This is a genomic window from Mesorhizobium sp. B4-1-3, assembly GCF_006439355.1.
In the GTDB taxonomy this organism is placed as follows: domain Bacteria; phylum Pseudomonadota; class Alphaproteobacteria; order Rhizobiales; family Rhizobiaceae; genus Mesorhizobium.
This window is the reverse complement of sequence record NZ_VFTG01000001.1, coordinates 329,229-355,513: the sequence shown is the minus strand read 5'-3', so window position 1 is coordinate 355,513 and position 26,285 is coordinate 329,229. Positions and strand designations below refer to the sequence as shown.

General features: G+C 65.3%; 22 protein-coding genes. 11 read left to right on the top strand and 11 right to left on the bottom strand.

Going from position 1 to position 26,285, the window contains the following annotated elements; all coding sequences use genetic code 11:
- Positions 1-127 precede the first annotated feature (127 nt).
- From FJW06_RS01700 to FJW06_RS01680, 5 genes are all read right to left on the bottom strand, one after another.
- Positions 128-1,564, bottom strand: coding sequence for an amidase (locus tag FJW06_RS01700; protein WP_140747028.1), 1,437 nt, complete (start codon positions 1,562-1,564; stop codon positions 128-130).
- Between the two features lie 205 nt (positions 1,565-1,769).
- The gene (locus FJW06_RS01695; RefSeq protein WP_140747025.1) at positions 1,770-2,864 is read right to left on the bottom strand and encodes a Gfo/Idh/MocA family oxidoreductase; all 1,095 of its coding nucleotides are present in this window, start codon (positions 2,862-2,864) and stop codon (positions 1,770-1,772) included.
- 74 nt (positions 2,865-2,938) lie between these two features.
- Positions 2,939-4,111, bottom strand: a complete 1,173-nt coding sequence (locus FJW06_RS01690; RefSeq protein WP_140747022.1) for an ABC transporter substrate-binding protein — start codon at positions 4,109-4,111, stop codon at positions 2,939-2,941.
- 80 nt (positions 4,112-4,191) lie between these two features.
- On the bottom strand, positions 4,192-5,052 hold the full coding sequence (locus FJW06_RS01685; RefSeq protein ID WP_140747017.1) for an ABC transporter permease: 861 nt from the start codon (positions 5,050-5,052) through the stop codon (positions 4,192-4,194).
- Positions 5,049-5,876, bottom strand: a complete 828-nt coding sequence (locus FJW06_RS01680) for an ABC transporter ATP-binding protein (RefSeq protein ID WP_140747013.1) — start codon at positions 5,874-5,876, stop codon at positions 5,049-5,051. The genes FJW06_RS01685 and FJW06_RS01680 overlap by 4 nt, the downstream gene beginning before the upstream one ends.
- A gap of 274 nt (positions 5,877-6,150) precedes the next feature.
- Between FJW06_RS01680 and FJW06_RS01675 the strand changes: the two genes are divergently transcribed.
- Together FJW06_RS01675 and FJW06_RS01670 are read left to right on the top strand one after the other, a co-directional pair.
- Positions 6,151-7,098 carry a MurR/RpiR family transcriptional regulator gene (locus FJW06_RS01675; protein ID WP_140747010.1) on the top strand — a complete coding sequence of 316 codons (948 nt, stop codon included), beginning with the start codon at positions 6,151-6,153 and terminating at the stop codon, positions 7,096-7,098.
- A gap of 208 nt (positions 7,099-7,306) precedes the next feature.
- Complete coding sequence (locus tag FJW06_RS01670) at positions 7,307-9,097, top strand: NAD(P)/FAD-dependent oxidoreductase (RefSeq protein WP_140747007.1); 1,791 nt, start codon at positions 7,307-7,309, stop codon at positions 9,095-9,097.
- A gap of 36 nt (positions 9,098-9,133) precedes the next feature.
- Here the strand turns inward: FJW06_RS01670 and FJW06_RS01665 are convergent, their stop codons facing one another.
- Both FJW06_RS01665 and FJW06_RS01660 read right to left on the bottom strand, forming a co-directional pair.
- Positions 9,134-10,357 carry an amidohydrolase/deacetylase family metallohydrolase gene (locus FJW06_RS01665; RefSeq protein ID WP_140747004.1) on the bottom strand — a complete coding sequence of 408 codons (1,224 nt, stop codon included), beginning with the start codon at positions 10,355-10,357 and terminating at the stop codon, positions 9,134-9,136.
- A 32-nt stretch (positions 10,358-10,389) separates the two neighbouring features.
- On the bottom strand, positions 10,390-10,755 hold the full coding sequence (locus FJW06_RS01660) for a RidA family protein (protein ID WP_140747000.1): 366 nt from the start codon (positions 10,753-10,755) through the stop codon (positions 10,390-10,392).
- A 188-nt stretch (positions 10,756-10,943) separates the two neighbouring features.
- Here FJW06_RS01660 and FJW06_RS01655 point away from each other — a divergent pair, with 188 nt between their 5' ends.
- Complete coding sequence (locus FJW06_RS01655) at positions 10,944-11,429, top strand: hypothetical protein (protein WP_140746997.1); 486 nt, start codon at positions 10,944-10,946, stop codon at positions 11,427-11,429.
- Between the two features lie 47 nt (positions 11,430-11,476).
- On the opposite strand, the gene FJW06_RS01650 is transcribed toward FJW06_RS01655, so the two are convergent.
- Positions 11,477-11,731 (bottom strand): hypothetical protein, encoded by a 255-nt coding sequence (locus FJW06_RS01650; RefSeq protein ID WP_140746994.1) that lies wholly within the window; start codon positions 11,729-11,731, stop codon positions 11,477-11,479.
- A gap of 263 nt (positions 11,732-11,994) precedes the next feature.
- On the opposite strand from FJW06_RS01650, the gene FJW06_RS01645 reads away from it, so the two are divergent.
- From FJW06_RS01645 to FJW06_RS01610, 8 genes are all read left to right on the top strand, one after another.
- Positions 11,995-13,488, top strand: a complete 1,494-nt coding sequence (locus tag FJW06_RS01645) for an ATP-binding protein (protein ID WP_140746991.1) — start codon at positions 11,995-11,997, stop codon at positions 13,486-13,488.
- A gap of 87 nt (positions 13,489-13,575) precedes the next feature.
- The gene (locus FJW06_RS01640; RefSeq protein WP_140746988.1) at positions 13,576-14,178 is read left to right on the top strand and encodes an ANTAR domain-containing response regulator; all 603 of its coding nucleotides are present in this window, start codon (positions 13,576-13,578) and stop codon (positions 14,176-14,178) included.
- Positions 14,175-15,401, top strand: coding sequence for a CmpA/NrtA family ABC transporter substrate-binding protein (locus FJW06_RS01635; RefSeq protein ID WP_140746985.1), 1,227 nt, complete (start codon positions 14,175-14,177; stop codon positions 15,399-15,401). Before FJW06_RS01640 ends, FJW06_RS01635 begins: the two co-directional genes overlap by 4 nt.
- 211 nt (positions 15,402-15,612) lie before the next feature.
- Positions 15,613-15,960, top strand: coding sequence for a hypothetical protein (locus FJW06_RS01630; RefSeq protein WP_246674494.1), 348 nt, complete (start codon positions 15,613-15,615; stop codon positions 15,958-15,960).
- Positions 15,957-17,258, top strand: coding sequence for a nitrate/nitrite transporter (locus FJW06_RS01625; RefSeq protein WP_140746982.1), 1,302 nt, complete (start codon positions 15,957-15,959; stop codon positions 17,256-17,258). The genes FJW06_RS01630 and FJW06_RS01625 overlap by 4 nt, the downstream gene beginning before the upstream one ends.
- Positions 17,259-17,275: 17 nt before the next feature.
- Positions 17,276-19,726: a nitrite reductase large subunit NirB gene (gene nirB / locus FJW06_RS01620; RefSeq protein WP_140746979.1), complete on the top strand. Its 2,451-nt coding sequence runs from the start codon at positions 17,276-17,278 to the stop codon at positions 19,724-19,726.
- A gap of 5 nt (positions 19,727-19,731) precedes the next feature.
- Positions 19,732-20,061 (top strand): nitrite reductase small subunit NirD, encoded by a 330-nt coding sequence (gene nirD / locus FJW06_RS01615; RefSeq protein ID WP_140746975.1) that lies wholly within the window; start codon positions 19,732-19,734, stop codon positions 20,059-20,061.
- A gap of 3 nt (positions 20,062-20,064) precedes the next feature.
- Positions 20,065-22,734 carry a nitrate reductase gene (locus FJW06_RS01610; RefSeq protein WP_140746972.1) on the top strand — a complete coding sequence of 890 codons (2,670 nt, stop codon included), beginning with the start codon at positions 20,065-20,067 and terminating at the stop codon, positions 22,732-22,734.
- 14 nt (positions 22,735-22,748) lie between these two features.
- Here the strand turns inward: FJW06_RS01610 and FJW06_RS01605 are convergent, their stop codons facing one another.
- From FJW06_RS01605 to FJW06_RS01595, 3 genes are read right to left on the bottom strand one after another with little or no spacing between them, the layout of a single operon-like run.
- Positions 22,749-23,735, bottom strand: coding sequence for an ABC transporter permease (locus FJW06_RS01605; protein ID WP_140746969.1), 987 nt, complete (start codon positions 23,733-23,735; stop codon positions 22,749-22,751).
- Positions 23,732-24,718 (bottom strand): ABC transporter permease, encoded by a 987-nt coding sequence (locus FJW06_RS01600; protein ID WP_140746966.1) that lies wholly within the window; start codon positions 24,716-24,718, stop codon positions 23,732-23,734. Before FJW06_RS01600 ends, FJW06_RS01605 begins: the two co-directional genes overlap by 4 nt.
- Entirely contained in the window at positions 24,715-26,259 is a 1,545-nt protein-coding gene (locus tag FJW06_RS01595) for a sugar ABC transporter ATP-binding protein (RefSeq protein ID WP_140746963.1), read from the bottom strand. Before FJW06_RS01595 ends, FJW06_RS01600 begins: the two co-directional genes overlap by 4 nt.
- Between the last annotated feature and the right edge of the window lie 26 nt (positions 26,260-26,285).

The window sequence follows — 26,285 nt, the reverse complement described above, 5'->3', positions numbered from 1 at the left end:
CTATCGCGGTCGTCATCCACGGGCGAAGCTCGGGAATGACGAGGTTCATGAGCCTTCAGCTCATAACCAGCGTTTGCGATGACTGCCCCAAACTGATGTTGATAGCCGTACCCGACAAGGTGATCGCCTAAATCGTCGGCCGCCGGTCCTTCCACGGCATCTCCTCTTCCAACCGCGCTGAGAGCGCCAGCACCGTCGCCTCGTCGCCGTAACGGCCGACGAGCTGCACGCCGATCGGCACGCCGCCGGCCGACTGGCCGAGCGGCAGCGAGATCGCCGGCAGGCCGGAGATGTTGAATGGGAAGTTGAAGACCGCGTCGCCCCATTTGGCGTTGTAGCGGTCGAGATCGGTTTCCGACATGTCGTAATAGCCGAGCGGACGCGGCAGTTGCGTCAGCGTCGGGGTGATGAAGATGTCATAGGGGTTGAGGTCGCCGACGATGTCGCGGCCGATCAACCTCAACTGCTCGACGTCCGAAATATGCTTGATGCCGCTGGTCGCGCGGCCGCGCTGGATGATCGCCCAGGTCAACGGTTCGACATCGTTCGGCGTGACGGGGCGGCCGACGAGCGTTTCGAGGAAATCGAAGGTCGCGGCCGTCTGCACGCAGGTCATGTCGGTGTAGGTCTTCCATGCGGTATCGGCGTCGAGCGGCATGTCGTGCCGCTCGACGTCGTGGCCGAGGCGTTCGAGCAAGGCGATCGTGGAGAGCACGGTCGCCTCGACCTCAGGGTCCATCGTCGTGCCGTTAGGCGGCGTGACTGTGAAGCCGATGCGCAATTTCTTCGGGGCACGCGCGGAAAGGTTCAGCCAACTGTCGCTGGGAACCGGTGGCGTGTAGGCGTCGCCGGGCAGGGCGCCGGCCACCGCGTCGAGATAGGCGGCGGTGTCGCGGATCGTTCGCGAACAGCAGAGGAAATAGGCGCCGCCATACCAATAATCGCCGAAGGGCGCCAGGCTGACGCGGCCGCGCGATGGCTTCAGGCCGACAATGCCGCAGCAGGAAGCCGGAACGCGGATCGAGCCGGCCCCGTCGCTGGCTTCGGCGATCGGGACCATGCGCGAGGCGATCGCGGCAGCAGCGCCGCCGCTCGAGCCGCCCGGCGTGATGCCTTCCTTCCACGGGTTCTTCGTCGTGCCGTAGAGTTTCGGCTCAGTGGTGATCGACCAGCCATTCTCCGGCGCGTTGGACTTCCCGACGAGGATAAGGCCCGCCGCCTTGATGCGTCGCACCACCTCGCTGTCGGAATCGGCGACGAAGTCCTTGAGGTAGCGGCAGGAATTGGTGAGAGGCGCGCCGGTCCAGGACGAAGCGAGCTCCTTGAGCAGATAGGGCACGCCGGCGAAGGGCGCGTTCTTGTCAACCGACGCCGCCTGGGCGCGCGCCATGTCGTAAAGGCGATGGACGACAGCATTGAGTTCCGGGTTCAGGCGCTCGATCACGGTGATCGCCGCTTCGACCAGCTCGGCCGGCGAAACCTCGCCACACTTCACCAGGTCGGCGAGCGCCAGCGCATCTGAGCTCATGTAGGTTTCAACCATGTTCTGCGAAATCGCGGCCATGTGTTCCTCCCGTTACCATTGTCGGACGCTGAGAATGGTCCGGCGGACTGACCCTCACCCAACCTTCGCTTCGCTCGGCTGACCTCTCCCCGGCGGGGAGAGGAGATTGTCAGCACCGGGCGCTTCCCTCTTCTCCCCGCCGGGGAGAGGTCAGCCGAGCGAAGCGGCCGGATGAGGGGTTGGCGCTACCGTTGACCGAGTAACCTTAGGCCAGCTCGACGGTGCGCTTCTCCGCGATGCTCTGCTCCGCCGCCAGCACGATGCGCAGGCTGTTGACCGCGGCATCCATCTGTTCGGTCAAGTCGAGATCCTCGCGGATGGCGCGCAGGAAGAAGGCCTGCTCGCGGTCGCAGAGCTCCTGGTGCCCGGGCTCGTCCTCCATGCTGACGATCTCGTCGGGCTTGGCAAAATTCTTGTCGCCGTCGACCTGTGCATAGTGGATCTTCAGCGCGTCGGTCTTGGTGTGGCGGTCGATATCGGCGGAATCGGACACCTCCTCGGCGTCCTTGGCGCTGCTTGCCCCCTGACCGGCGACGATCGAGACGGCGCCCTTCGGGCCGACCACGTCCTTCACGAAATAGGCGGTCTCGCTCATCATCGGACCCCAGCCCGCCTCATACCAGCCGACCGAGCCGTCATCGAAGGTGACGTGCAAGTGGCCGTAATTCTGCTTGTCGGCCTCGGCCCAGAGCTTGGCGCCGATGCCGTGCACGCGCACCGGCTTGGCACCGGTCAGCTGGCACATGACGTCGACATAGTGCACGCCGCAGTCGACGATCGGGATCAGCGAGTCGATCAGGTTCTTGTGCCAGTGCCAGGCGGTGCCGCTGCTCTGCTGGTTGAGGTTGAGGCGCATCACCAGCGGCTTGCCGAGCGTCTTGCCGACCTCGATGAATTTGATCCAGGAGGGGTGCACCCGCAGGATGTAGCCCAGCACCAGCTTGCGGTTCTTGGCGCGCGCCGCGGCCACCACCTTCTCGGCATCCGCGATGTTGGTGGCCAGCGGCTTTTCCATGAACACGTGGCAGTTGGCGGCGATCGCCTTCAGCGCGTATTCGGCATGCGTGTTCGGCCAGCTGTTGATCGAGACCGCATCAGGGTTGGTCTCCTTCAGCGCCAGGTCGAAATCCTCGTAGAGCGGATAGCCGGCGAGCTCTTTCGGGATCTTCTTGTTGTTGCTCTTGATGGTGCGGCTCATGATGCCGACGATCTCGAAGCCTTCGGAGCGGTGATAGGCGCTGGCATGCGAAGCGCCCATATTGCCCAGACCAACCACCAGAATTTTCACCTTGTCGGCCATCGAAGCCTCCCTAATGCTCTTTTGAACAGTAACGCGGGCGGCACCAGACGCCACCCGCGGTCAATGCGACCGCCCTATTTGACGGCGGAGTCGAACAGGTGCGCCTTGATCTTCTCGACGTCGAGCGCGGCGAAGCCTTCCGACAGTTTCACGCCCTCGGCGTCGGCCTTGACCTTGGCCTTGTCGAAGTCGTTGGCGGCCGGGATCAGGTCGTTGGTGCAGACGTCCTCGGCCTTCACCGGTGCGGTGATCTGGCCGATCTTGAGGATCTCGTCGAAGAAGCCCTGCCAGCTCGCCATGTCGTGCGAGCCCCAGCCGCCGCGCTTGTCCATGTCGCCGCGGAAGACGTTGATCTGCTGCAGGATCGAGGTGGTGCCGAGCTCGGGGCCGAGGTTCTTGGCCAAAGTCGGGAACTGCTCGAACACCGCTTCGACCGCGGCGCGCGGGTTCTGGTAGCCGAATTCGAGGCCCATCGCCCAGCCGCGCAGGTATTTCTCCAGGAAGGCCTTCTTGTCGGCATCCTCGAGGTCGGCGGCGCGCACGACGAAGGTGTTGGCGGGCAGCTTGGAATTCTGCACGCCGAGCCAGTATTCGAAATCGAGCCCCTTGGCGATCCATTCGGCGCGCAAGCCTTCCCAGGAGAGCGCCGCGTCGCCCTGGCCGCCGGCAAGCGCCGTACCCCAGGTCGGCCAGCCGGCCTCGACGTATTTGACCTTCTTGATGTCGACGCCCTGGGCCGCAAGCAGCGGATCGACGATCGCCTGCCAGGCGGCGGAGCCGAGCAGGATGGTCTTGCCCTCGAGGTCCTTGAGGTTCTTGGTGCCCTGGCCTTTGCGGAAGGCGATGCTGAACGTGTCGCGCGCGCCCATGTGGAAGACGGACTTCAGCTTCATGCCGTTCTGGATGGCAAAGGAGAAGACGCCGGGCGAGGGGAAGCCCATGTCGGCCTGGCCGACATCGACGAACTTCACCGTCGCGGTGCCGTCGGACGGGCCTGGCTGCATGTCGGTGGCGAGGTCTCCGAAATAGCCGGCTTTCTTCGCAGACCAGTAGGGATAGTCGTCCAGCACTTCGAGCGTGCCGCGCGGCGAGATCCAGGTGAATTTCTCATAGGCCGCGGCCCTCGCCTTCAGGCCGGACGCGCCGAGCGCGGTGGCGGTCACGACACCTGCGGCCGTCACCTGCAGGAAATAACGGCGGCTGATGCCGGCCGGAACACTGGAATGGATCGGATTTTCGTTGGTCATGGCATTCCCCTTTTGTTGATTGCCCTTTTATCGATCGCTTGCCTTTCGCCCGCCTCCCGGGCGACCTCATCCTTTTGCGCTCACGTTTCCCAGCTCGCCCATTTCTTGCCGATCAGGAAGAACAGCACGTAGATCAGGATGCCGAGCGTCGACAGGATCAGCACCACCGCGAAGAATTGCGGCATCTGGATCATCGACGAATAGGAGGTCAGCCGGTTGCCGAGGCCGAAGCCGCCGCCGACCATCTCGGCGCCGACGGCGGTGAGCAGCCCGAAGATAGCACCGATCATCAGCCCGACCAGGATCATCGGCAGAGCCATCGGCGCGCGGATATTCCAGAAGATCTGCAGCGTGCTGGCGCCATACGAGCGGGCCAAGGCGATCTTGGCGCTGTCGACGCGGCGGAAGCCGGTCGCGGCGTTGATCATCACCATCGGGCCGGCAGCCAGAGCGACCGCAATGATGCGTGGCGTGTAGCCGAAGCCGAAGCGCAGGATGAGCAGCGGCACCAGCGCCAGCATCGGCGTGGTGACGAGGATGAGGATATAGGGCGCGACGATTTTTTCGGCGAAGGGAAACTGGGTGATCACCGCCGCCATCACCAAGCCGACTATGGCGCCGATGGCGAAGCCCGAGACAAGCTCGACCAGCGTGTAGCCGAGATGCGGCGCGATCAGCGGGAACTCATCGAAGAGAGCGTAAACGATCGAGCTCGGCGGCGGCATGATGTATTGCGGCACGTGGAAGACCCGCAGCGCCAGCTCGATGCCGCCGATGATCACCACGGCGACGGCAAGGATAGCCGCCACCTCGGCGCCGGACTTGATGCCGGGGCCGCCGGCGAAGGCCGAAAGATTGGTCAGGCTGACCTCCTGCCCGTCTCCCGATTTGGCGCCGGATTTGGCCTTGGAGAATTCCGGAATGGCGTCGCCCCCGCTCACGGCCTGATCCTCACGATTTCGGCCGAGGGTCGCTCCGGCGTGCTCGGCCGCACGCGCTCGCCGACGATGTCCATCTTGATCTTGTTGGTGAGGTCGAAGACCTCTTTCGTCGCCATGATCTCCAGCGAACGCGGCCGCGGAAACGGCACGTTGTAGATCTTGGCGACGCGACCGGGCCGTGTGGTCAGCACCACGACGCGGTCGGAGAGGAAGATCGCTTCCTCGATGCTGTGGGTGATGAAGACGATGGTGGTCTTGGTATCCAGCCAGATCTCCTCGACCAGGCGGTTCATTTCTTCCCGGGTGAAGCTGTCGAGCGCGCCGAAGGGCTCGTCCATCAAAAGCACGGAGGGCTTCAGCGCCAGGGCGCGCACGATCGCGGCGCGCTGCTGCATGCCGCCGGAAAGTTCGCGCGGGAACTTGCCGCCGAAGCCGTCAAGCCCGACGCGGTTGAGCAGATGCGCGATCCAGGCGCGATCGGGCTTCTCGCCCTTGATCTCGAACGGGAAGTTGATGTTGGCGTCGAGATTGCGCCAGGGCAAAAGGTTCGCTTCCTGGAAGACGATGCCGATCTCGGGGCGTGGCCCAGTGATCTCCTTGCCGTCGAGCAGGATGGAGCCGGCTGTCAGGCGATGCAGGCCCGACATCGACCACAGCAGTGTGGTCTTGCCGCAGCCCGAGGGACCGACGATCGAAACGATCTCGTTGGATTGCACATCGAGGCTGCAGTGATCCAGCGCCAGAAGGTCGCCGGAGCCTGTCTGGTACACCTTCGTCGCTGCTTGTACGCCGAGCTTCGGCGTTCTTGCACTTGCCGTACTCATGCTCCCCCTCGGAGACTGCGCGATGCGTTGCCCGAGGCCCATCTGTCCGCGAAATCAGTCTGTAACTATCCTACTTTACTGTCAAGCGGCGGTAGACAGAGCGAGCAATCAGCTTCAATCAGCCTTTATATAAGCATTTGATTTTTATCGAATTTTTGATCTCTTGCGGCGCGTGTTACTTTCCTACATACTCGTTTCGGTTGATTGCCTATGGCCAGCAGGCGGATAATCGCGAAGATGACAGGTCCCGAAGCGGGCTGGGGAGGACTGGCGAATGACCGAAGCTGACAGCCAGGCGTTGCGAACGACCGACGAGGACGGCGACCGGCACGACCATGTCAGGCGCATTCCCGATATCATTTCACAAGTGAAGGACAGCTATGCGGAGCTGCGGCCGGCCGAGCGCCGCGTCGCCGATGTCGTGCTGGACGACGTCAAATATGCGGTCGATGCTTCCAATGCCGCGCTTGCCCAGCGCGCCGGGGTCAGCGAGCCGACGGTCACCCGCTTCTGCCGCGCCATCGGGTGCGATGGGGTGCGCGATTTCAAGCTGAAGCTGGCGCAGAGCCTTGTCGTCGGCGCGCTCTATCTCGCCACCAAGCCGCAACCGGCGAACAGCGACAGCGGCATGCCGTTCTGGAACGCCGTGTTCGGCGAGGCGCGACGCGCGCTGCAGGAGGCGGAGCGGCAGATCGATCCGGGACAGTTGCAAAAGGCGGCGGAGCTGATCGCCAAGGCGCGGCAGGTGACGGTGTTCGGCCTGGGCGGCAGCTCGTCGGCGCTGGCGCAGGAGACGCAATACCGGCTATTCCGCTACGGCATCACCATCAGCGCGCAATGCGATCCGTATCTGATGCGCATGACCGCTTCGACGCTGAAGCCGGGCGATCTGGTCATCGCGATCTCGGCCACCGGCCGCACGCGCGAGGTGATCGAAGCGGTCGAGCTTGCCAAGCATTACCGCGCCAACGCGATCTGCGTGACGGCGCCCGACACCGAACTGACACGCGTCTGCGACGCGCGGCTGACGATGGCTGTTCCGGAATATCCCGATACGCTGAAGCCGACCGCTTCGCGCTACGCTTTCCTCGCTGCCATCGACCTGCTGGCGGTGGCGACCGCTTACCGGATCGACGGCCCGGCGCGCGAGACCGTGCGCCGCATCAAATATAACGCCCAGATCCATCGGACAGGCAAGGAGATGGAGCCGCTGGGAGATTGAGGCGATCGATATTCAGGTGAGGCCGGCCTGCAAATGGCGGTTTCCTGCGCTTCCGGTGCTCACGTACTTTAAGTACGCTCCGCTCCGGTTCTCGGAACCCACCATTTTCGACTCGGCCTGACCTGAATCTCGACCACCTCAAGGCGAGTTTTGGCAAGGCCGCTAATTGCGACCAGCCGTTCGATTATATTCGGAGGGAAGGACAAAAATGCTCGACATCGCACCATCGCAACAGGCGACTACCTGGCTCAGCTCATTCGGTCGAACGCTTGAGGCCGGCGATATCGGGGCGGCGACCGGTCTCTTCGTCGAGGATTGCTATTGGCGCGATCTTTTGACCTTCACCTGGAACATCAAGACCATGGAGGGACAGGCCGCGATCCGCGACATGCTGCAAGCCACGATATCTTCGGTGCAGCCGTCGCATTGGCACCTGTCAGGCGAGGCGAGCATAGACGACGGAGTGATCGAAGCCTGGTTCACCTTCGAGACGGCGGTCGCGCGCGGCGAGGGCATCCTGCGGCTCAAGGACGGCCGCTGCCGCACGCTGTTCACGGCGATGGGCGAGCTGAAGGGATTTGAGGAGCAAAAGGGCCCGGCCCGACCGCTCGGCATCCGCCACAAGGCCGATCCCAAGCGCGAGACCTGGGCGGAAGCGCGGGCGCGCGAGGCGCGCGATCTCGGCGCGCACGAGCAGCCCTATTGCCTGGTGATCGGCGGCGGGCAGGGCGGCATCATGCTGGGCGCTCGGCTGCGGCAGCTCGGAGTACCGACGCTCATCATCGAGAAGAACGCGCGCGCCGGCGATTCCTGGCGCAACCGCTATCGCTCGCTCGTGTTGCACGATCCGGTCTGGTACGACCATCTGCCTTATATTCCGTTCCCGGAAAACTGGCCCGTCTTCACGCCCAAGGACAAGATGGGCGACTGGCTGGAAATGTATACCCGCGTCATGGAGCTGAATTATTGGGTCGCCACCAAATGCATCAGCGCCGCCTATGACGAAGCCGAGAAGGTCTGGACCGTGGTGGTCGACCGCCTCGGCCAGCTCATGACGCTGAAGCCGAAGCATATCGTCTTCGCCACCGGCGCCTACGGCCCGCCGCGGCAGATCGAGCTGCCGGGCGCCGATAGCTTCAAGGGCGAGCTCCTGCATTCCAGCCAGTATTCCACCGGCGAGAAATTTCGCGGCAAGCGCGTCGCGGTGATCGGCGCGGCGAGCTCGGGCCATGATGTCAGCGTCGACCTCTGGGAAGCGGGCGCCAAGGTCACCATGGTCCAGCGTTCGCCGACGACCGTGGTGAAATCCGACACGCTGATGGATGTCGGCTTCGAGATTTTTTCCGAGAAGGCGCTGGCGCGCGGCATCACCACCGACAAAGCGGACATGATCGTGGCTTCTACGCCGTTCGCCCTGGTACCGAAGGGCCAGCGGGCGCTCTACGATGTGATCCGGGCGCGAGACGCGGATTTCTACACGCGTCTCAGCGCCAGCGGCTTCGCCATCGATTTCGGCGAGGACGAAACAGGATTGTTGATGAAGGCATATCGCACCGGCTCGGGCTATTACATCGACGTCGGCGCCTGCGAGTTGATCCTGAACGGCGCGATCAAGGTGAAGAGCGGCGTCGGCATCAAGTCGCTGACGCCGAACGGCATCCTGTTCGAGGACGGCAGCGAGCTTACCGTCGACGCGATCGTCTGTTGCACCGGCTACCGGTCGATGAACGAGACGGTGGCGGGCATCGTCTCGCGCGAGGTCGCCGACAAGGTGGGCCCGTGCTGGGGCCTCGGCTCCGGCGTGAAGGGCGATCCCGGTCCGTGGCAGGGCGAGCTGCGCAACATGTGGAAACCGACGGCGCAGGAAGCGCTGTGGTTCCACGGCGGCAATCTGGCGCTGTCGCGCTTCTACTCGAAATATGTGGCGCTGCAGCTCAAGGCGCGCATGGAGGGGATTGCGACGCCGGTTTATGGCGAGCCGAGCAATGCGAGGCGGTGACGCGCGATCTCCCCCTCTTGGGGGAAGATCGGCCAATCACTTCCCAAAATGCCTGGCCGCCACATCCACATGCGTGTGGTGCGCATGCGCCTCGAAACGCTCGGTCTCGTTGTGATCCGTCGCTTCGTTCGGCCACCATTTGCCGGCGATGACGATGCCGTTGGAGACCAGCCGCTGATCCGCGACCAATGACGCGCCGACGGCATCGACAAAGGTAAAGCGGCCCGGCTGGAGCTTCAGCACCGCGACATCGCCGATGCCGCCAACTTTCAGCGCACCGAGTTCGGGCCGAGCGATCGCCCGCGCGGGATTAACCGTTGCCGCGCGCAGCACTTCGAGCAGCGGCATGCCGAGCGCCATGAGCTTCGACATGCAGACGAGAATGTCGAAGGCCGGGCCGTCGACGCAGTAGAGATGCACGTCGCTGGAGATGACGTCGGGCGTCAGGCCTTCGGCGAGCATCGCCTTCGCCACCTCGAAGTCGAAGGAGCCCATGCCGTGGCCGATGTCGAAGATGACGCCGCGCTCGCGCGCCAGCCGCATATCCGGCCGCACCGCGCCGGAGGCGAAGACCGGCGCATTGGGGAACGGCCGGAAGCAATGGGTGAGGATGTCGCCGCGCCGCAGCCTCGGCATCACTTCCGAGCGGCCGGGCGGCGGCTCGTCGATATGCGCCATCAGCGGCATGCCGACCTTGTCGGCGGCTTCGAGTGCGAGGTCGACCGGCGCGATGCCGCCCGCCCCGCCGGCATGCTTGCCGGAGCGGACTTTCACGCCGACGACGACATCGGTGTGCTCGCGCACCGCAGCCACTGTCTCGCGCGGCTCGCAGAGCCTGAGGTCGCCGCACTCGCCGACCGACACCGTCTTGGCGAAGCCGAAAATGCCGGCGAAGGAAATGTTGACGTAAGCGAGGATGCGGACCTTCGAGCGCTCGATGACGTGGCGGCGGAAGCCCAGGAAATTCCCGGCGCCGGCGCTGCCCGCGTCGATGAAGGTGGTGGTGCCGCTCTTGGCGGCGAGCCGGTCGGCATCGACGCCGAGCGAGGTGCCGCCCCAATAGACGTGGCTGTGCAGGTCTACGAGGCCGGGCGTGACGATGCAGTCCCTGGCGTCGACTATCTGCGCGGCATGTTCGGCGTCGATGGCGGCGTCGATCGCAGCGACGCGGCCATCGGCGATAGCAACGTCGCGTTGCGCGTTGAGGCCCGATGCGGGATTCATGACGCGTCCGCCCTTGATCAGGAGATCGAACTGCATCCCGTGCCCTCCCTGCTACTGCGTGTTCGCGATTAGAGCGGCCGGTATGCGACGGCCTCGACCTCGATCTTGATGTCGATCATCAGGCGCGATTCGACCGTGGTGCGCGCCGGTGGATCCTTCGGGAAATGCCTTGCATAGACGGTGTTGAACGTGCCGAAGTCGCGCGCATCCTCCAGCCAGACGGTGGTCTTCACCACATCGTCCATGGTGCAGCCCGCCAAGTCTAGAGCCGCCTTGACGTTCTGCAGCACCTGCTCGGTCTGCTCGGCGATGCCGCCCTTCACCACCAGCCCGTCGCTGCCCACCGGCACCTGGCCGGAGACATAGACGAAATCGCCGGCCCGCACCGCGGGCGAGAGCGGAACGTGGGATTTTCCAAAGCACTGCTTGGGCAAGTGAGCCTCCTTTTGTCGACGGATGGGAACCGGTCACATAGCCGTCTACGCCTGTCGCCACGATCCTCATAGAGCCAATGTCGGAAAGCAACATTTTTTCGAAATCCATGTTGCTTTATTACAGAAGCCTGAGCATCTTGCGATCGACGCCGCTTCCGGCCGCGCAGATATAGGAGGGGAGATCCAGCATGACCTTCGATAAGAACCCGTTCCCGGAAAGCGATGCCGACCGTCATGCGCTGTGGGAAATGCTGGTGCGGCGCGACATCGATGCCTTCCTCGGTCAGGACTGGTCGATGGTCGAGGACGATTTCATTGCCGAGAGCTTCTTCGGCATGCATGCGCATTTCCTCAGCAATGCCGATGCCTGGCGGCTGCAGTTCCCGAGGCTCGAAATCTATCGCGACGAGTGGCTGCGCCAGGCCAAGGAAACCGCGGCGACGAAATTCGCCGAGCCGCTGCGCGAAGCGCTGTTCCGTGTCACCAACATGCGCGATATCGACGTCGATGGCGACCGCGCGGTGCTGCACAAGAAGTTCGACGGCTCGGTCGCCAAGGCCGATGGCGGCGTCGACCGGCTGAGGTGGCAGACGCTCTATTTCTGCCGTAAGGTCGGCGGCCGCTGGAAGATCGCGGGCTTCGTCGGTTACATGCCGCATCCGCTGGGAGGATAGGTCGGGCTGGCGGTATTCAGGTGAGGCGCCCCGACCTTCCGGGCCTCCTAGGAAAGCCGCGGCAACCGCTCATCGGGCGAGCGGTGGTCGAAGATGACGCCCATGGTCTTACCAACGGCGGCCATGACGATCAGCTCGACCAGATGGTCGTCGCTGTCCTCGCAGGCGGGGTCGGCGTGGCGTATCGCATCGAGCATGGTCCGCGTAGAGACGGTGTCGCCGGCGCGAAAGTTCGAAAGAGCAGACGAAACAAGATCTTGCACCGTCAGGTCTGTGACCGGCACTTCCGCAGCGATGTTCATTGGCCTCCTCCTGCCATGAACCCTCTCATAAAAAGATGATACGCCAATGGCTGGATTGCGCCAGCGAAATGGTGGTCCGACCAGTTCGATTGGCGACATCCTGCCGCCAATCTGGTCGGAGGGACGGCTGGCGCTCGCTCCTAGGGCAGGCTGACGCCCGCCCTTAGATGTGGAACATCGGTTGGCCGGAGGCCGGCAAGCTCGACGCTCCGCTCTCAGGTTGATAAGCCCTTGGCGCGCAGGGAGACGATCCGAGTCGAAATATGACCGTTGCAATCGAGATGGGGCAGACCACGGCAGGCGCGCCGGCGGCCCTCGACCTTGAGGAATTGCTGGCGACCCGCCTGCTGGTGCAGGGCAATTCGGGCTCCGGCAAGTCGCATCTGCTGCGCAGGCTGCTCGAACAGAGCGCGCCTTGGGTGCAGCAGACCATCATCGACCCCGAAGGCGACTTCGTGTCGCTTGGCGAACGCTTCGGGCATCTGGTGATCGATGCCGAGGAGCATACCGAGCGCGGCCTGCAGGCCGCCGGCGAGCGGGCGCGCATCCATCGCGTCTCGACAGTCCTCAACCTCGAAGGGCTCGATGCCGAGAACCAGATGCGGCGCGCCGCCGCCTTCCTCGGCGGGCTGTTCGAGGTCGCGCGCGACCATTGGTATCCGATGCTGGTGGTGGTCGACGAGGCGCAGCTCTTCGCGCCCGCCGCCGCCGGCGAGGTTTCGGATGAAGCGCGCAAGCTTTCGCTGGGCGCCATGACCAATCTGATGTGCCGCGGCCGCAAGCGCGGACTTGCCGGCATCATAGCAACCCAGCGGCTGGCGAAGCTTGCCAAGAACGTCGCGGCGGAAGCCTCCAACTTCCTGATGGGCCGCACTTTTCTGGACATCGACATGGCGCGCGCGGCCGACCTGCTCGGCATGGAGCGGCGCCAGGCCGAAGCTTTCCGCGACCTGGAGCGCGGGCACTTCATGGCGCTTGGACCCGCCTTGTCGCGCCGCCCGCTCAGCGTGCGCATCGGCCAGACCGAAACCAGCCCGCGCAACGGCACGCCGCGTCTGATGCCGATGCCGGGAGCTGCGCTCGAGGATGCGCGCGCAATTATTCTTGCCGCGCCGCCGCCGGAGATGGTGCGGCCACAACGCCGGCCTTCGCCCGACCTGCTCGACCAACTGATGGCGGCCAAGGCCGCACCGCTGGACATCCGCCCCGAGCCGGCGGAGCCGCAGCCGAGCGCCGAGGACCTCGCCGAGCGGCGCGAACGGATGGACCGCATCCTGCGCGCCATCCTGGCCGAGCCTGATGCGGGCTTCCGCGTCATCGGCGTACTCTACCAGGAGTTCGTGGTCCGCTGCCGCATCGAAGGGCTTGCCTCGGTGGTGCCCGAGCTTTCGGAATTCCGCCGCATGCTGACGCGCGCCCGCGCCGGCGTCGGCCCCGACATGGCCGAGGACGATGCGTGGCGGGATGTTTCCGTGCGCGCCTCGCTGCTGCCGGAGGACATGCAGGGCGTGTTCATGATGATCGCCCGCGCCGCCAAGGAGGGCTGGCCATGCCCGAGTGACGCGGCGATCGCGCGCGCGTATGGATCGCATTCGCTGCGCCGCGCGCGCCGTCTGCTCGACTACATCGAGGAACAGGGGCTCATCGTCTGCCAGGTCGATGGTGCTGGACGCCGTACCGTGACGCTGGTCGAACTCGCCTGGGCGACGGCGCCGGGCGATCCCAATGCCGCGGAGCAGGACAGCTCGGCGGCTTAGCCGGCGGACGACCATCCGGTCCGAGGCTCGAGGGAAAGCGCAAAACTACCGCATTGCACAATCTCGATCCGGCTGCACAATAGAGGCATGCTGGCCGGTTCGTTGACCATCCTTGTTATCGACGAGAACCGCATCCGTGCCTCGATCATCGAGGCCGGATTGCGGGACGCCGGGCATAGCCAAGTCACCGTGGTCCATGACGTGGCCGGCATCGCCAAGCGCATCGCCGAGATCGAGCCGGACGTCATCGTCATCGATCTGGAAAATCCCAACCGCGACATGCTGGAGAACATGTTCCAGCTTTCGCGCGCGGTGAAACGGCCGATCGCCATGTTCGTCGACCGCTCCGACCGGGCCTCGATCGAGGCGGCCGTCGATGCCGGCGTGTCCGCCTACGTGGTCGATGGGCTGAAGAAGGAGCGTATCAAGCCGATCCTCGACATGGCGATCAGCCGCTTCAACGCCTTCTCGCGCATGGCGCGCGAATTGGAGGAGGCGCGCAGCGAGCTCGAGAACCGCAAGGTCGTCGACCGGGCCAAGGGCATATTGATGAAGTCGCGCGGCTTGAGCGAGGAGGCGGCCTACGCGCTTCTCCGCAAGACCGCCATGAACCAGAACCGCAAGATCGCCGAGATCGCCCAGAGCCTGGTGACGGCGGCAGGGCTGCTGGACCCGTTGGGGGGCGAATGAGCACGACGCATGAGATTACCGCCGGCTTCATGCCGCTCTTCGACAGTGCCGTCCTGGTCGCGGCCGGCGAGATGGGCTTTGCCGCCCGCGAGGGCATCGAGCTCAAGCTGCAGCGCGAGACGTCCTGGGCCAACATCCGCGACCGCATCGCCATTGGCCACTTCGACGTGGCGCATATGCTGGGCCCGATGCCGCTCGCCTGCAGCCTCGGCCTCACGCCGCTCGCTTCCGAAACCATCGTGCCCTTTTCGCTCGGCCTCGGCGGCAACTGCGTCACCGTCTCCAACGCCGTATGGGACGGCATCGCGGCGCATGGCGCGTCGCCTGATCTCGATCCTGCGCGTGCCGGGCAGGCGCTCGGCGCTTTGATCCACGAGCGAGCGAGCGCTGGCCGCGAGCCACTGCGCTTCGCCGTCGTGCACCCGCATTCCGGGCACAATTACGAGCTGCGCTATTGGCTCGCCGCCTGCGGCATCGATCCCGACCGCGACATCGAGATCGTCATTGTGCCGCCGCCCTTCATGGCCGATGCATTGGCGGCCGGCCGCATCGACGGCTATTGCGTCGGCGAGCCCTGGAACAGCGCCGCCGTCGCGGCAGGCACCGGCCAGATCGTCACGGTCAAGGCGCTGCTTTGGCGCAACAGTCCGGAAAAGGTGATCGGCGTGCGCAAAGTCTGGGCGGAAGAAAACCCGGACGCGCTGGCAGCACTGCTGAGGGCACTGCATCACTCCGCACGCTGGTGCCAGGATCCGGCAAACCGCGGCGACCTTGCGGCGCTGATGGCGAGGCCTGAGTTTCTCGGCCAGCCGGAGGCGATCCAGATGCCGGCACTCACCGGACGCCTTCAACTCGGTGGAGGCGTGGAATGGAACGTCGAGGATTTCTTCCTGCCCTTCGACAAGGCGGCGAATTTTCCCTGGAAGAGCCATGCGCTGTGGTTCTACACGCAGATGGTGCGCTGGGGTCAGTTGCCGCATACGCCGCAAAACCTCGCCATCGCGCGCGATTGTTACCGGCCCGACCTCTATCGCTCGGCGCTGAAGCCGCTCCGCGTGGCGCTGCCCGGCGCCAATGCCAAAGTCGAAGGGGCCTTGAAGACGGCGACGCCGGTCGGCTCGGCCGGCGCGAGTCTTGTCCTTGGCCCGGACGGATTTTTCGACGGCCAGATCTTCGATCCGGACCGGATCGACGCCTACGTCGCCGGCCAGAAACGCGCCTGATCATTTGCGCGCCAATCTTGTGCATTGCACAAAATTTGTGCTGCATGTTTGTGCCATTGATCAATGTTTGACCGCGCCGCCGCTCGGCCCGGCCGAAGGCCAAAGCTCCCACTGCATTGATGTTCCTTGAAATTCAGCTTCCGAGCGAAACTGGCACGCTTCGTGCTTTGAAATTATCGAGCCCGTTCGCGGGCAATGGAACAGGCGTCCAATGGCGGGCGCCACAGGCAAAGCTGCCGCTCAGGTCAATACGCGATCCCGGATGTACGGACGCGCGAGGCCTGGACGGCAGCTTTTTTCGTTTGGACCGGAGACGACGTTGACCAAACGGATCGGATGTTCGCTCAAGGATTTCACCCGCCGCGATGTCCTGGCGAGCAGCATCCTCACCGCGGCGCTGTTCACCGCGGCGCTCTTGCTGTTCCCACCCAATCACGAAACCGAGGACAAGGATCGTCAAGTGACCGCGCGTCCCGGTCTCGCCGCGCTGACCGATGCCGCGCCTCTGATCAACACAACACGCGGCGCCTCCAACGCCGCAAACCGGAGCCGACCATGACCGCCAACCCCCCAGCCGCGCAAAGCCAGGACAGCAGCTCCCGGCAGGCGCTCGTCATGTCCACCATCGCCTTCACCGTGTGCTTCGCGGTGTGGACGATCTTTTCCATCATCGGCGTGCGCATCAAGCAGGAGCTTGGGCTGAACGAGACCGAGTTCGGCCTGCTAGTCGGTACGCCGATCCTCACCGGCTCACTCGTGCGCATGGTGCTCGGCGTCTGGACAGACCGCTATGGTGGACGCCTGGTCTACACCATGACGATGCTCGCGGCCGCGGTCGCGACCTTCCTGCTCGCCTTCACGCATAGCTATGAGCAGATGCTGGCCGCCGCGCTCGGCGTCGGGCTCGCCGGCGGCTCCTTCGCCGTCGGCGTCGCCTATGTCTCGCGCTTCTTCCCCGCCGGAAAGCAGGGCACGGCGCTCGGCATATTCGGCGTCGGCAATGTCGGCGCCGCGGTCACCAAGTTCCTGGCGCCGCTCGTGCTGCTTGCCTGGGGCTGGCAGTCGGTGGCGCTGATCTGGGCGGCGGCGCTGGTGGTGATGGCCGCCGTCTTCTGGTTCACCACCGGCGATGATCCTGTCATCCGTGAGCGCCGTGCCGGCAAGGCGGCGCCGGCGAGAAGCTTCTGGCAGGAATTCGCGCCGCTGAAGACCCTGCAGGTCTGGCGCTTCGCCTTCTATTATTTCTTCGCCTTCGGCGCGTTCGTGGCGCTGTCGCTCTGGCTGCCGCGCTATCTCATCGGCGTCTACGGTTTCGGCATCGCCACCGCCGGCATGATCGGCGCTGCCTATTCGATCCCGGCAAGCATCTTCCGCGCCTATGGCGGCGTGCTCTCCGACCGCATCGGCGCTCGCACCGTGCTCTATTGGACCTTCAGCGTTTGTGCCGTCGCGACGCTTGTTCTGTCTCTTCCCTCGGCAGACTATGTCGTGCGCGGCATCAGCGGGCCGATCCCGTTCCACTTCGAGATCGGCCCGCTCGCTTTCATCGCCGTCGCCTCCGTGCTCGGCTTCTTCATGAGCCTCGGCAAGGCCGCCGTCTACAAGCATATCCCCGTCCACTATCCGCAGAGCGTCGGCGCGGTCGGCGGCGTTGTGGGCATGATCGGCGGCCTCGGCGGCTTCATCCTGCCGATCGCCTTCGGCGCGCTAAACGACCTCACCGGCGTCTGGTCGAGCTGCTTCATGCTGCTCTTCCTCATCGTCGTCTCGTGCCTCGTCTGGATGCACGTCACCATCCGCCGGATGGAGCGCGCGGCCGCCGTCAAGCCCGCGTCCCTTTCCTACGCCGCCGAATAGATCGGGTGAGAACGGACATGAGCGAAAGACTTGTCATCATCGGCAACGGCATGGCGCCCGGCAGGATGCTCGAGCACCTTCTGGAAGAAGCGCCCGACCGCTACGCCGTCACCATCTTCAACGCCGAACCGCGCGTGAACTACGACCGCATCATGCTGTCGCCGGTGCTTTCGGGCGAGAAGGAATTCGAGGAAATCGTCATCCATGGCGACGGCTGGTACATCAAGCACGGCATCACCCTCTATAAGGGCCACCGGATCGTCGCCATCGACAGGGACGCCAAGACCGTCACCTCGGATCATGGCGTGATCGAGAGCTACGACAGGCTGGTCATCGCCACCGGCTCGGTGCCCTTCATCATTCCGGTGCCGGGCAAGGACCTGCCCGGCGTGCTCAGCTACCGCGACCTCGACGACGTCAACGCCATGCTGCTCGCCGCACAGTCGCATGCCAAGGCGATCGTCATCGGCGGCGGCCTGCTCGGGCTCGAAGCCGCTGCCGGGCTCAACGAGCGCGGCATGGACGTCACCCTGCTGCATGTCATGCCGACGCTGATGGAGCGCCAGCTCGATCCCGCCGCCGGCTACCTCTTGCAGAAGGCTGTCGAGGCGCGCGGCATCAAGGTCGTGACGAAGGCCAACACCAAGGCTATTGTCGGCAACGGCAAGGTCGAGGGCGTCGAGCTGATGGACGGCACGATCATCCCGGCAACGCTGGTGGTGATGGCGGTCGGCATCCATCCGAACAGCGCCTTGGCCAAGGACGCAGGGCTCGAGGTCAATCGCGGTATCGTCGTCGACGACCGCATGCAGACCTCTGACCCCGCCATCATGGCGCTCGGCGAATGCGCGGAGGTCGGCGGCCATGTCTATGGACTTGTCGCGCCGCTCTACGAGATGGCCCGCGTCGCGGCAGCCAGGCTGTCGGACGGCGAGGACAAGCGCTTCGTTCACTCCGACACCCCGACCAAGCTCAAGGTCACCGGCATCGACCTCTATTCGCTGGGCGACTTCGCCGACGGCGAGGATCGCGAGGAGATCATCCTGCGCGACGCATCCGCCGGCATCTACAAGCGCGTCGTGCTGCAGGACAAGCGCATCATCGGCACGGTGCTGTTCGGCGAGACCGCCGACGGGGCGTGGTTCAACGATCTGAAGAAGAAGGCGATCGACATTTCGGAGATGCGCGAAACGCTGATCTTCGGCCAGGCGTTCCAGGGAGGCGCTTCCTCGGACCCTTCGGCGGCCGTTGCGGCACTGGCGGATGATGCGGAAATCTGCGGCTGCAACGGCGTCTGCAAGGGCAAGATCACCGGCGCGATCACGGCGAAGGGGCTGACCGGTCTCGACGACGTGCGCGCCCACACCAAGGCCGCGGCCTCCTGCGGCTCGTGCACGGGTCTCGTCGAGCAGCTGCTGAAGCTCACGCTGGGCGAGGCCTACAATCCGGCGGCGGTACAGCCTATGTGCGGCTGCACGAGCCTCGGCCACGACGACGTGCGGCGTCTGATCAAGGCGAAGGGCCTGAAGACGATCCCTGCCATCATGCAGGAGCTCGAATGGAAGACCTCCTGCGGCTGCGCAAAATGCCGGCCGGCGCTCAACTACTATCTCATCTGCGATTGGCCGGACCAATATGCCGACGACTACCAGTCGCGCTTCATCAATGAGCGCGTGCACGCCAACATCCAGAAGGACGGCACCTATTCGGTGGTGCCGCGCATGTGGGGCGGGGTGACCAGCGCCGGCGAATTGCGCGCCATCGCCGACGTCGTCGACAAGTTCCGCATCCCGACCGTGAAGGTGACCGGCGGTCAGCGCATCGACATGCTGGGCATCCGCAAGGAAGACCTGCCGGCGGTGTGGGCCGATCTCGGCAAGGCCGGCTTTGTCTCCGGCCATGCCTATGCCAAGGGTCTGCGCACAGTGAAGACCTGCGTCGGCTCCGACTGGTGCCGTTTCGGCACGCAGGATTCGACCGGGCTCGGCATCCGCATCGAGAAGTTCATGTGGGGTTCCTGGACGCCGGCCAAGGTGAAGATGGCGGTGTCGGGATGCCCGCGCAACTGCGCGGAGGCGACCTGCAAGGATGTTGGCGTCGTGTGCGTCGACTCCGGCTACGAGATCCATTTCGCGGGTGCCGCCGGCCTCGATATCAAGGGCACGGAGGTGCTGGGTCTCGTGAAGACCGAGGACGAGGCGCTGGAGGTGATCGTGGCGCTGGTCCAGATGTATCGCGAGCAGGCGCGCTATCTGGAGCGCATCTACAAATGGGCGAAGCGCGTCGGCACCGCCGAGATCAAGAAGCAGACCCTGGACGACGCCGAGAAGCGCCGCGCCTATTTCGAGCGCTTCGTCTTCAGCCAGAAATTCGCGCAGGTCGATCCGTGGTCGGAGCGCGTCTCCGGCAAGGACAAGCATGAGTTCAGGCCGATGGCGTCGGTCGGGTTCGCGGAGGCGGCGGAGTAACCACCATGACCTGGATCGCCATCGGCTCCATCGCCGACATCCCGCGGCGCGGCGCGCGTTGCGTGGCCACCCCGCAAGGCAAGATCGCCGTCTTCCGCACCGCGAACGACCAGGTCTTCGCCATCGAGGACCATTGCCCGCACAAAGGCGGGCCACTCAGCCAGGGCATTGTCCACGGCGCTGCGGTGACCTGCCCGCTGCACAATTGGGTGATCTCGCTGGAAACGGGCAAGGCGCTCGGCGCGGACGAGGGCTCGGTGCGGACGCTCCCCGTCAAGGTCGAGGGCGAAATGCTCTTCATCGCGCTCGAAGCACTGGCCTCGAAAGCGGCCTGAGGCATGGAAGAAGCATGCGAGGTGAGGACGACCTGCCCCTATTGCGGGGTGGGCTGCGGCGTGCTGGCCAAGGTCGCCGCGGACGGCACGACGACCGTCCGCGGCGATCCCGAGCATCCTGCCAATTTCGGGCGGCTCTGCTCGAAGGGGTCCGCCCTTGGCGAGACGCTCGGCCTCCAAGGCCGTTTGCTGCGGCCGGAAATTCTCGGCAAGCCGGCGAGTTGGAACGAGGCGCTTGACCTAGTGGCTGCGAAATTCTCGCAGGCTGTCGCCGAGCACGGCCCGGATTCTGTCGCCTTCTACGTCTCCGGCCAGTTGCTCACCGAGGACTATTACGTCGCCAACAAGCTGATGAAGGGTTTTATCGGCTCGGCCAACATCGACACCAATTCGCGGCTTTGCATGGCCTCGTCCGTCGCCGGCCACCGCCGCGCCTTTGGCGAGGACATCGTTCCGGGCGTCTATGAGGATTTCGAGTGCGCCGGTCTCATCGTGCTCACCGGCTCCAACACCGCATGGTGCCATCCGGTGCTCTACCAGCGCATTCTTGCGGCGCGCAGAGAGCATGGGACAAAAATCGTCGTCATCGATCCGCGCCGCACCGCGACCGCCGACGAATGCGATCTTCATCTGGCGCTCGATCCCGGCACGGATGTGCTGTTGTTCAACGGGCTGCTCGCGCATCTCGTCCAGGCCGGGAAGATCGATACCGATTTCATCCGCGAGCATACGTCGGGCTTCGATGCCGCGGCCGCGCTGGCCGGCGCCGACGCACCGTCGATCGCCCGCGTCGCGAAGGGATGCGGAGTGGCGGCCGCCGATGTTCAGGCTTTTTATGAGCTATTTGCCGAGGCCGAGCGGACCGTCACCGTCTACAGCCAGGGCGTCAACCAGTCGGCGCATGGAACCGACAAGGTCAACGCCATCATCAACTGCCATCTCGCCACGGGCCGCATCGGCAGGCCCGGCATGGGACCGTTCTCGGTCACCGGGCAGCCGAACGCCATGGGCGGCCGCGAGGTCGGCGGCCTGGCCAACCAGCTTGCCGCGCATATGGATTTCGCGGATGAGGCCGATATCGACCGGGTCTCCCGCTTCTGGAACGCGCCAAATGTCGCGCGCCGTGCCGGCCTGAAGGCCGTGGACATGTTCCAGGCGGTCGCCGACGGGCGCATCAAGGCGCTGTGGGTCATGGGCACCAATCCCGCCGTCTCGATGCCGGACGCTTCGCGCGTCCGCGCCGCCTTGTCCAAATGCGATTTCGTCGTCCTCTCCGATGTGACCAGGACCGACACCATGCGCTATGCCGACGTGCTGCTGCCGGCCGCCGCCTGGGGCGAGAAGGACGGCACGGTCACCAATTCGGAGCGGCGTCTCTCGCGCCAGCGGCCGTTCGTGCCGCCGCCCGGCGAGGCGAAAGCCGACTGGCGCATCATCTGCGAGGTCGCCACGCGCATGGGTTTTGGCGAGGCCTTCGCCTACCAGACGCCAGCCGCGATCTTCCGCGAGCATGCAGCGCTGTCCGCCTTCGAGAATGACGGCAAGCGCCTGTTCGACCTTGGCGGCGTGGCTGATCTCAGCGATGAAGATTATTCCGCCTTTGCGCCGCGCCATTGGCCCGCATCGGAGCGGTGCGAGCAGCAGACGAGATTGTTCGCCGACGGTCGTTTTGCGACAGAAGACGGACGTGCGCGCTTCGTGCCGGTGCGGCAGGAAGCGACGGCTTTCACCGTCGATGCGGACTATCCGCTCGCCCTGAACACCGGCCGGCTGCGCGACCAGTGGCACACCATGACGCGCACCGGCAACGTGCCGCGTTTGATGGCGAACGCGCCGGAGCCGGCGGTCGATCTTCATCCGGCGGATGCGGCCGCGCACCGTCTCCAGGATGGCGACCTCGCTCATCTTTCGACCCGCTTCGGCTTCGTCCGTGCAAAAATACGTGTGACCGAGGCGCAGCGGCGCGGCCATGCTTTCATGCCCATGCACTGGAGCGGGCAGTTCGCTGCCAAGGCCGCGGCGGGCCTGTTGTCCTCGCCGGTCACCGATCCGCATTCCGGCCAGCCGGAGCTCAAGCACGTTCCGGTCCGGATCGTGCGGGAAGAGACCGGCTGGGCCGGCGTGCTCATCACCCGCCGTGATCTCAGGCCGACAGGTTTCGTCCACTGGAGCCGGCATGCGGTCGAGGGCGGCTGGGTCTACGAACTGACCGGAACCGAGCCGCCGGACCAGGGCATCCTCCTGGCGCGCAAGCTGCTCGGCGTCCAGCGGCGGGATCAGCTCCTGGAATACACCGATCGCCGCGGCCTCGCTTATCGCGCCGCGGCCGTCGACGACGGCGGCGTCATGGCCGAAGCTCTGCTGGTCGCCGCCCCGGACCAGTTGCCGGCGCGTGACTGGCTGGTGTCGCTGCTCGCCACGCGCCAGAAGCTGTCGGTGACGGATCGCCATGCGCTTTTATCGGGGCGCTCTCCCGTGCCGATGCCGGCTCTCGGCCGTATCGTGTGCGCATGCTTCCACATCGGCGCCAACCAGCTTGCCTCGGCAGTCGCTTCTGGATGCGATAGCCTGGAAGCGATCGGCTCGACACTGCGCGCCGGCACCAATTGCGGCTCCTGCCGCTCGGAGATCAGGGCGATCATCGACGCCCGCCCGATGCAAGCGGCGGAGTGAGCCGTGCGCCGGCTCTACCGCTCCTCGACGATCCGCAGATACGCCGCGGTCACGAACAGCACGATGAAGCCGAACAGGATGCGGCGGCCGCCTTCGGGCATCTGCAGGATGGTGAGCAGCGTCGTCAGCACGGTCAGGATCAGCGCGCCGATGATGGTGCCGGTATAGCCGCCGCGGCCGCCGAAGATCGAGGTGCCGCCGATGACGGCCGCGGCCACCGAAGGCAGCACCAGCGGTTCGGCGAGCGACAGCGATGGCGCCTTGATAAGGCCGATATAGAGCAGGCCGGTGATGCCGGCGAGCAGGCTGGATAGGACGTAGAGCGCCGTGATCACCTGCCAGTAGCGCACGCCTGACAAGCGCGCAGCGCGCTCATTGTCGCCGACGGCATAGAGCAGGCGGCCGAAGCCGGTGCGGTTCAGCATGAAGACGATCAGCACCGCCACCGGCATGAACAGGAAGAGCGCGTTGGGAAAGCCGTAGGTGAGGCCGGTGCCCAGCCAGTTGAGGAAATCCGGGATTTTCGCGCCGGAGGCGATCACCGTGCGCTGATAGACCTGCAGGAAGCCAGTGCCGATCAGGCTGGTACCGAGCGTCATGATCAGCGGATGCACGCGGAACACGCCGACGCCGATGCCGTTGACGAGGCCGATCAGCAGGGCGGGCAGCATGGCCAGCAGGAACGCCACCGCCGGATCCTGGTTGACGATCTGGGTGGCCATGATGAAGGCGCTCATCGTCGCCACCGTGCCGACGGAAAGGTCGATGCCGCCGGTCAGCATCGTCATGGTCTGGCAGCCGGCGAGGATCGCCAGTGGGATGGCGAATTTCGCCGTGTTGGCGATCCAGCGCTCGTTGACGATGCCGGGGCGCAGGATCTGCAGGATCACCACGAGAATGATCAAAAGGATGATGAGCGGGATGAGCGGGCGGTCCGCCATGAAACGCTTCAGGCGGCGGCCGAACGAGACAGGCTGGGGCATGGTCGCGATGTCGGTCATGACGTTGCTCCCGCCGGGCGGCTCCGCATGGTGATGAAGGCGCCGAACATCACGACGGCGACCATGATCGCGCCTTCGATGATCGCGGTGACATTCGGATCGATGGCCAGAAGCGTCAGGTCGGTGCGCACCAGCCTCAGCACGAAGACGGCGATGATCGGGCCGAGCAGGCCGCCCTTGCCGCCGCCGAGCGCGACGCCGCCCAGCACCACGGCGGCGACGCTGGCCAGCAGATAAGGCCCGGGGATGGGCGCGCCGATGCCGGTGCTGATGGTCAGCGACAGGCCGCCGAGCGCGGCGAACAGGCCGGAGAGCGCATAGGCGAGCATTCTGGTGCGCGCCACCGGCACGCCGCTGCGGAAGGCGGCGAGCTCGTTGCTGCCGATAGCGTAGATGGAGAGGCCGAGCCGCGAGCGCCGGAGCGGAATCCATACGATGCAGAGGCAGACGAGGAGCAGCACCAGCGCCTTCGGAACCCAAGCATCGGCCCAATCCGGCAGGCCGGGGATCGGCACGGTGCCGATGACGCTTGCCTTCAGCCATTCGGCGGCGGCGCCGCCAGGCGCTTCAAGCACGAGCAGCGCCGCGCCCTGCAGCACGAACAGCATTGCCAGGGTGACGACGATGTCGGGGACCCGCGTGACGACGATAAGGACCCCGTTCAGCGCGCCGAGCATCAGCCCCAAGGCCAGCACGAAGGGGACGACGAAGAGCGCGTATTCCTCGCTGGCGCCGTTCATCATCGAGGCGGCGGTGACGCTGGTCAGCGCCATCATGGCGGCGACCGAAAGGTCGATGCCGCCGGCGATGACGACGACGGTCTGAGCCGCGACGGCGAATGCATAGGGTAAGACTGCCCGCGCGAGCGACCCGAAGTCGCCGCTGCCATAACCGGGCTGGATCAGCTTGGTGACGACGAAAAGGAAGATCAGCAGGGCGAAGAGACCTGCGACCCAGCCCTGATTGCGGAGGAAGCGGCTCATGACGCGGCCTCCGCGCTGGATCCGGGTTTGACCTCGGCAAGGATGCCGACGTCCGCCTTCGCGCCGCGCGGCAGGCCATAGGCGGCCCGCATCAAGGCCGCTTCGTCGGCTTCTTCCACCGGGAAAGTGTCGACCACGCGGCCGCCGAAGATGACGATGACCCGGTCGCAGACACGCTGCACCTCTTCCATCTCGGATGTGTAGAACAGTATCGACTTGCCCTGCCCGGCGAGCTCGCGCAGGAGCTTGTAGATCTCCTGCTTGGTGCCGACATCGATGCCGCGCGTCGGATCGAAGCAAAGGATGGTGCGGGCGTTGGCCGCGATCCAGCGGGCGATGGTTACCTTCTGCTGGTTGCCGCCGGAAAGGCGCTGCACCTCGCCCTGGGCGCGGGTGTCGATCTGCAATCTGCCGATGGCGCCGGAAACCACCACCTGCTCCCGGCGCATGCGGATCGGCCCCCATTTGCGCAGCGCGGCGCTGAAGGGCAGAGCGATGTTCTCACGCACCGAACGCTGCATGGCCAAAGCCTCGGTGCGGTCGCCCGGCACATAGGCGATGCCGGCCTGGATGGCGTCGCTCGGATGCGAGAATTTCACCGGCGCGCCGTCGACCTCGATGCTGCCGCCGCTCGGGCGGATCGAGCCGGCCAACGCTGCGAAGAGCTCGTCCTGGCCCTGGCCCTCGAGGGCAAAGACGCCGGCGACCTCGCCATTGGCGAGATCGAAGGAGACGTCGTTGAGCTTGGTGCCGAGCTGCAGGTTGCGGACCGACAGTCGCGGACGGCCGCCGCCGGCAATCCCCACATCGTTTGCTGCGCGCGCGGCGACGCGTGTCTTCTCGATGCGGGTGCCGAGCATCATCTCGACTATTCTTTCCTCGACGCCCGGCTCGATGTCGACGACGCCGACCGTGGAGCCGTCGCGCAGCACGGTGGCGCGGTCGCAAAGCGCCGAGATCTCGACGAAACGGTGCGAGATGAAGATCACGGAGCGGCCGGCGTCGCCCTGGCGGCGCACGACTTCCAGCACTTTCTCGGCAAGGTTCGCCGGCAGTGCCGCCGTCATCTCGTCGAGCAGAAGCACGTCGGGTTCGACGGCGAGCGCGCGGGCGAGATCGAGCACGCGCAGGATGGCGAGAGGGATATGGCGGGCGGTCTCGCGGATGTCGAGGTCGGGAATGCCGAGCTCGCGCACCCAGCGGCGGAAGGGCTCGACCGGCGTGCCGGTCAGCCGCAAGTTGGACAGGACGTCGAGGTCGGGGATCAGCGAAGGTTCCTGGTAGACCGGCAGCAAGCCGGCGCGGCGGGCGGCGGCGGGCGAGCGGACATCGAGCTGCTGGCCACGGATCAGGATGCGCCCGGCGTCCGCCTTGATGGCGCCGGTCAGGATCTTCACCAGCGTCGACTTGCCGGCGCCGTTCGCGCCCATCAGCGCATGCACCTCGCCCGGCAGCACGGACAGCGAGGTGTTGCGCAGCGCGGCGACAGCGCCGTAGTTCTTCGCAACGCCGGTGGCGTCGAGGAGGGGATTGGTGGTCAAAGCGCTCTCGATCTAATGGCTCAAAT

What these genes read in the sequence shown, in the direction of transcription:
- FJW06_RS01700 (WP_140747028.1), bottom strand. Translation starts at nt 1,564, where the DNA reads ATGGCCGCGATTTCGCAGAACATGGTTGAAACCTACATGAGCTCAGAT.
- FJW06_RS01695 (WP_140747025.1), bottom strand. Translation starts at nt 2,864, where the DNA reads ATGGCCGACAAGGTGAAAATTCTGGTGGTTGGTCTGGGCAATATGGGC.
- FJW06_RS01690 (WP_140747022.1), bottom strand. Translation starts at nt 4,111, where the DNA reads ATGACCAACGAAAATCCGATCCATTCCAGTGTTCCGGCCGGCATCAGC.
- FJW06_RS01680 (WP_140747013.1), bottom strand. Translation starts at nt 5,876, where the DNA reads ATGAGTACGGCAAGTGCAAGAACGCCGAAGCTCGGCGTACAAGCAGCG.
- FJW06_RS01675 (WP_140747010.1), top strand. Translation starts at nt 6,151, where the DNA reads ATGACCGAAGCTGACAGCCAGGCGTTGCGAACGACCGACGAGGACGGC.
- FJW06_RS01670 (WP_140747007.1), top strand. Translation starts at nt 7,307, where the DNA reads ATGCTCGACATCGCACCATCGCAACAGGCGACTACCTGGCTCAGCTCA.
- FJW06_RS01665 (WP_140747004.1), bottom strand. Translation starts at nt 10,357, where the DNA reads ATGCAGTTCGATCTCCTGATCAAGGGCGGACGCGTCATGAATCCCGCA.
- FJW06_RS01655 (WP_140746997.1), top strand. Translation starts at nt 10,944, where the DNA reads ATGACCTTCGATAAGAACCCGTTCCCGGAAAGCGATGCCGACCGTCAT.
- FJW06_RS01650 (WP_140746994.1), bottom strand. Translation starts at nt 11,731, where the DNA reads ATGAACATCGCTGCGGAAGTGCCGGTCACAGACCTGACGGTGCAAGAT.
- FJW06_RS01645 (WP_140746991.1), top strand. Translation starts at nt 11,995, where the DNA reads ATGACCGTTGCAATCGAGATGGGGCAGACCACGGCAGGCGCGCCGGCG.
- FJW06_RS01640 (WP_140746988.1), top strand. Translation starts at nt 13,576, where the DNA reads ATGCTGGCCGGTTCGTTGACCATCCTTGTTATCGACGAGAACCGCATC.
- FJW06_RS01635 (WP_140746985.1), top strand. Translation starts at nt 14,175, where the DNA reads ATGAGCACGACGCATGAGATTACCGCCGGCTTCATGCCGCTCTTCGAC.
- FJW06_RS01630 (WP_246674494.1), top strand. Translation starts at nt 15,613, where the DNA reads ATGGCGGGCGCCACAGGCAAAGCTGCCGCTCAGGTCAATACGCGATCC.
- FJW06_RS01625 (WP_140746982.1), top strand. Translation starts at nt 15,957, where the DNA reads ATGACCGCCAACCCCCCAGCCGCGCAAAGCCAGGACAGCAGCTCCCGG.
- nirB (WP_140746979.1), top strand. Translation starts at nt 17,276, where the DNA reads ATGAGCGAAAGACTTGTCATCATCGGCAACGGCATGGCGCCCGGCAGG.
- nirD (WP_140746975.1), top strand. Translation starts at nt 19,732, where the DNA reads ATGACCTGGATCGCCATCGGCTCCATCGCCGACATCCCGCGGCGCGGC.
- FJW06_RS01610 (WP_140746972.1), top strand. Translation starts at nt 20,065, where the DNA reads ATGGAAGAAGCATGCGAGGTGAGGACGACCTGCCCCTATTGCGGGGTG.
- FJW06_RS01605 (WP_140746969.1), bottom strand. Translation starts at nt 23,735, where the DNA reads ATGACCGACATCGCGACCATGCCCCAGCCTGTCTCGTTCGGCCGCCGC.
- FJW06_RS01600 (WP_140746966.1), bottom strand. Translation starts at nt 24,718, where the DNA reads ATGAGCCGCTTCCTCCGCAATCAGGGCTGGGTCGCAGGTCTCTTCGCC.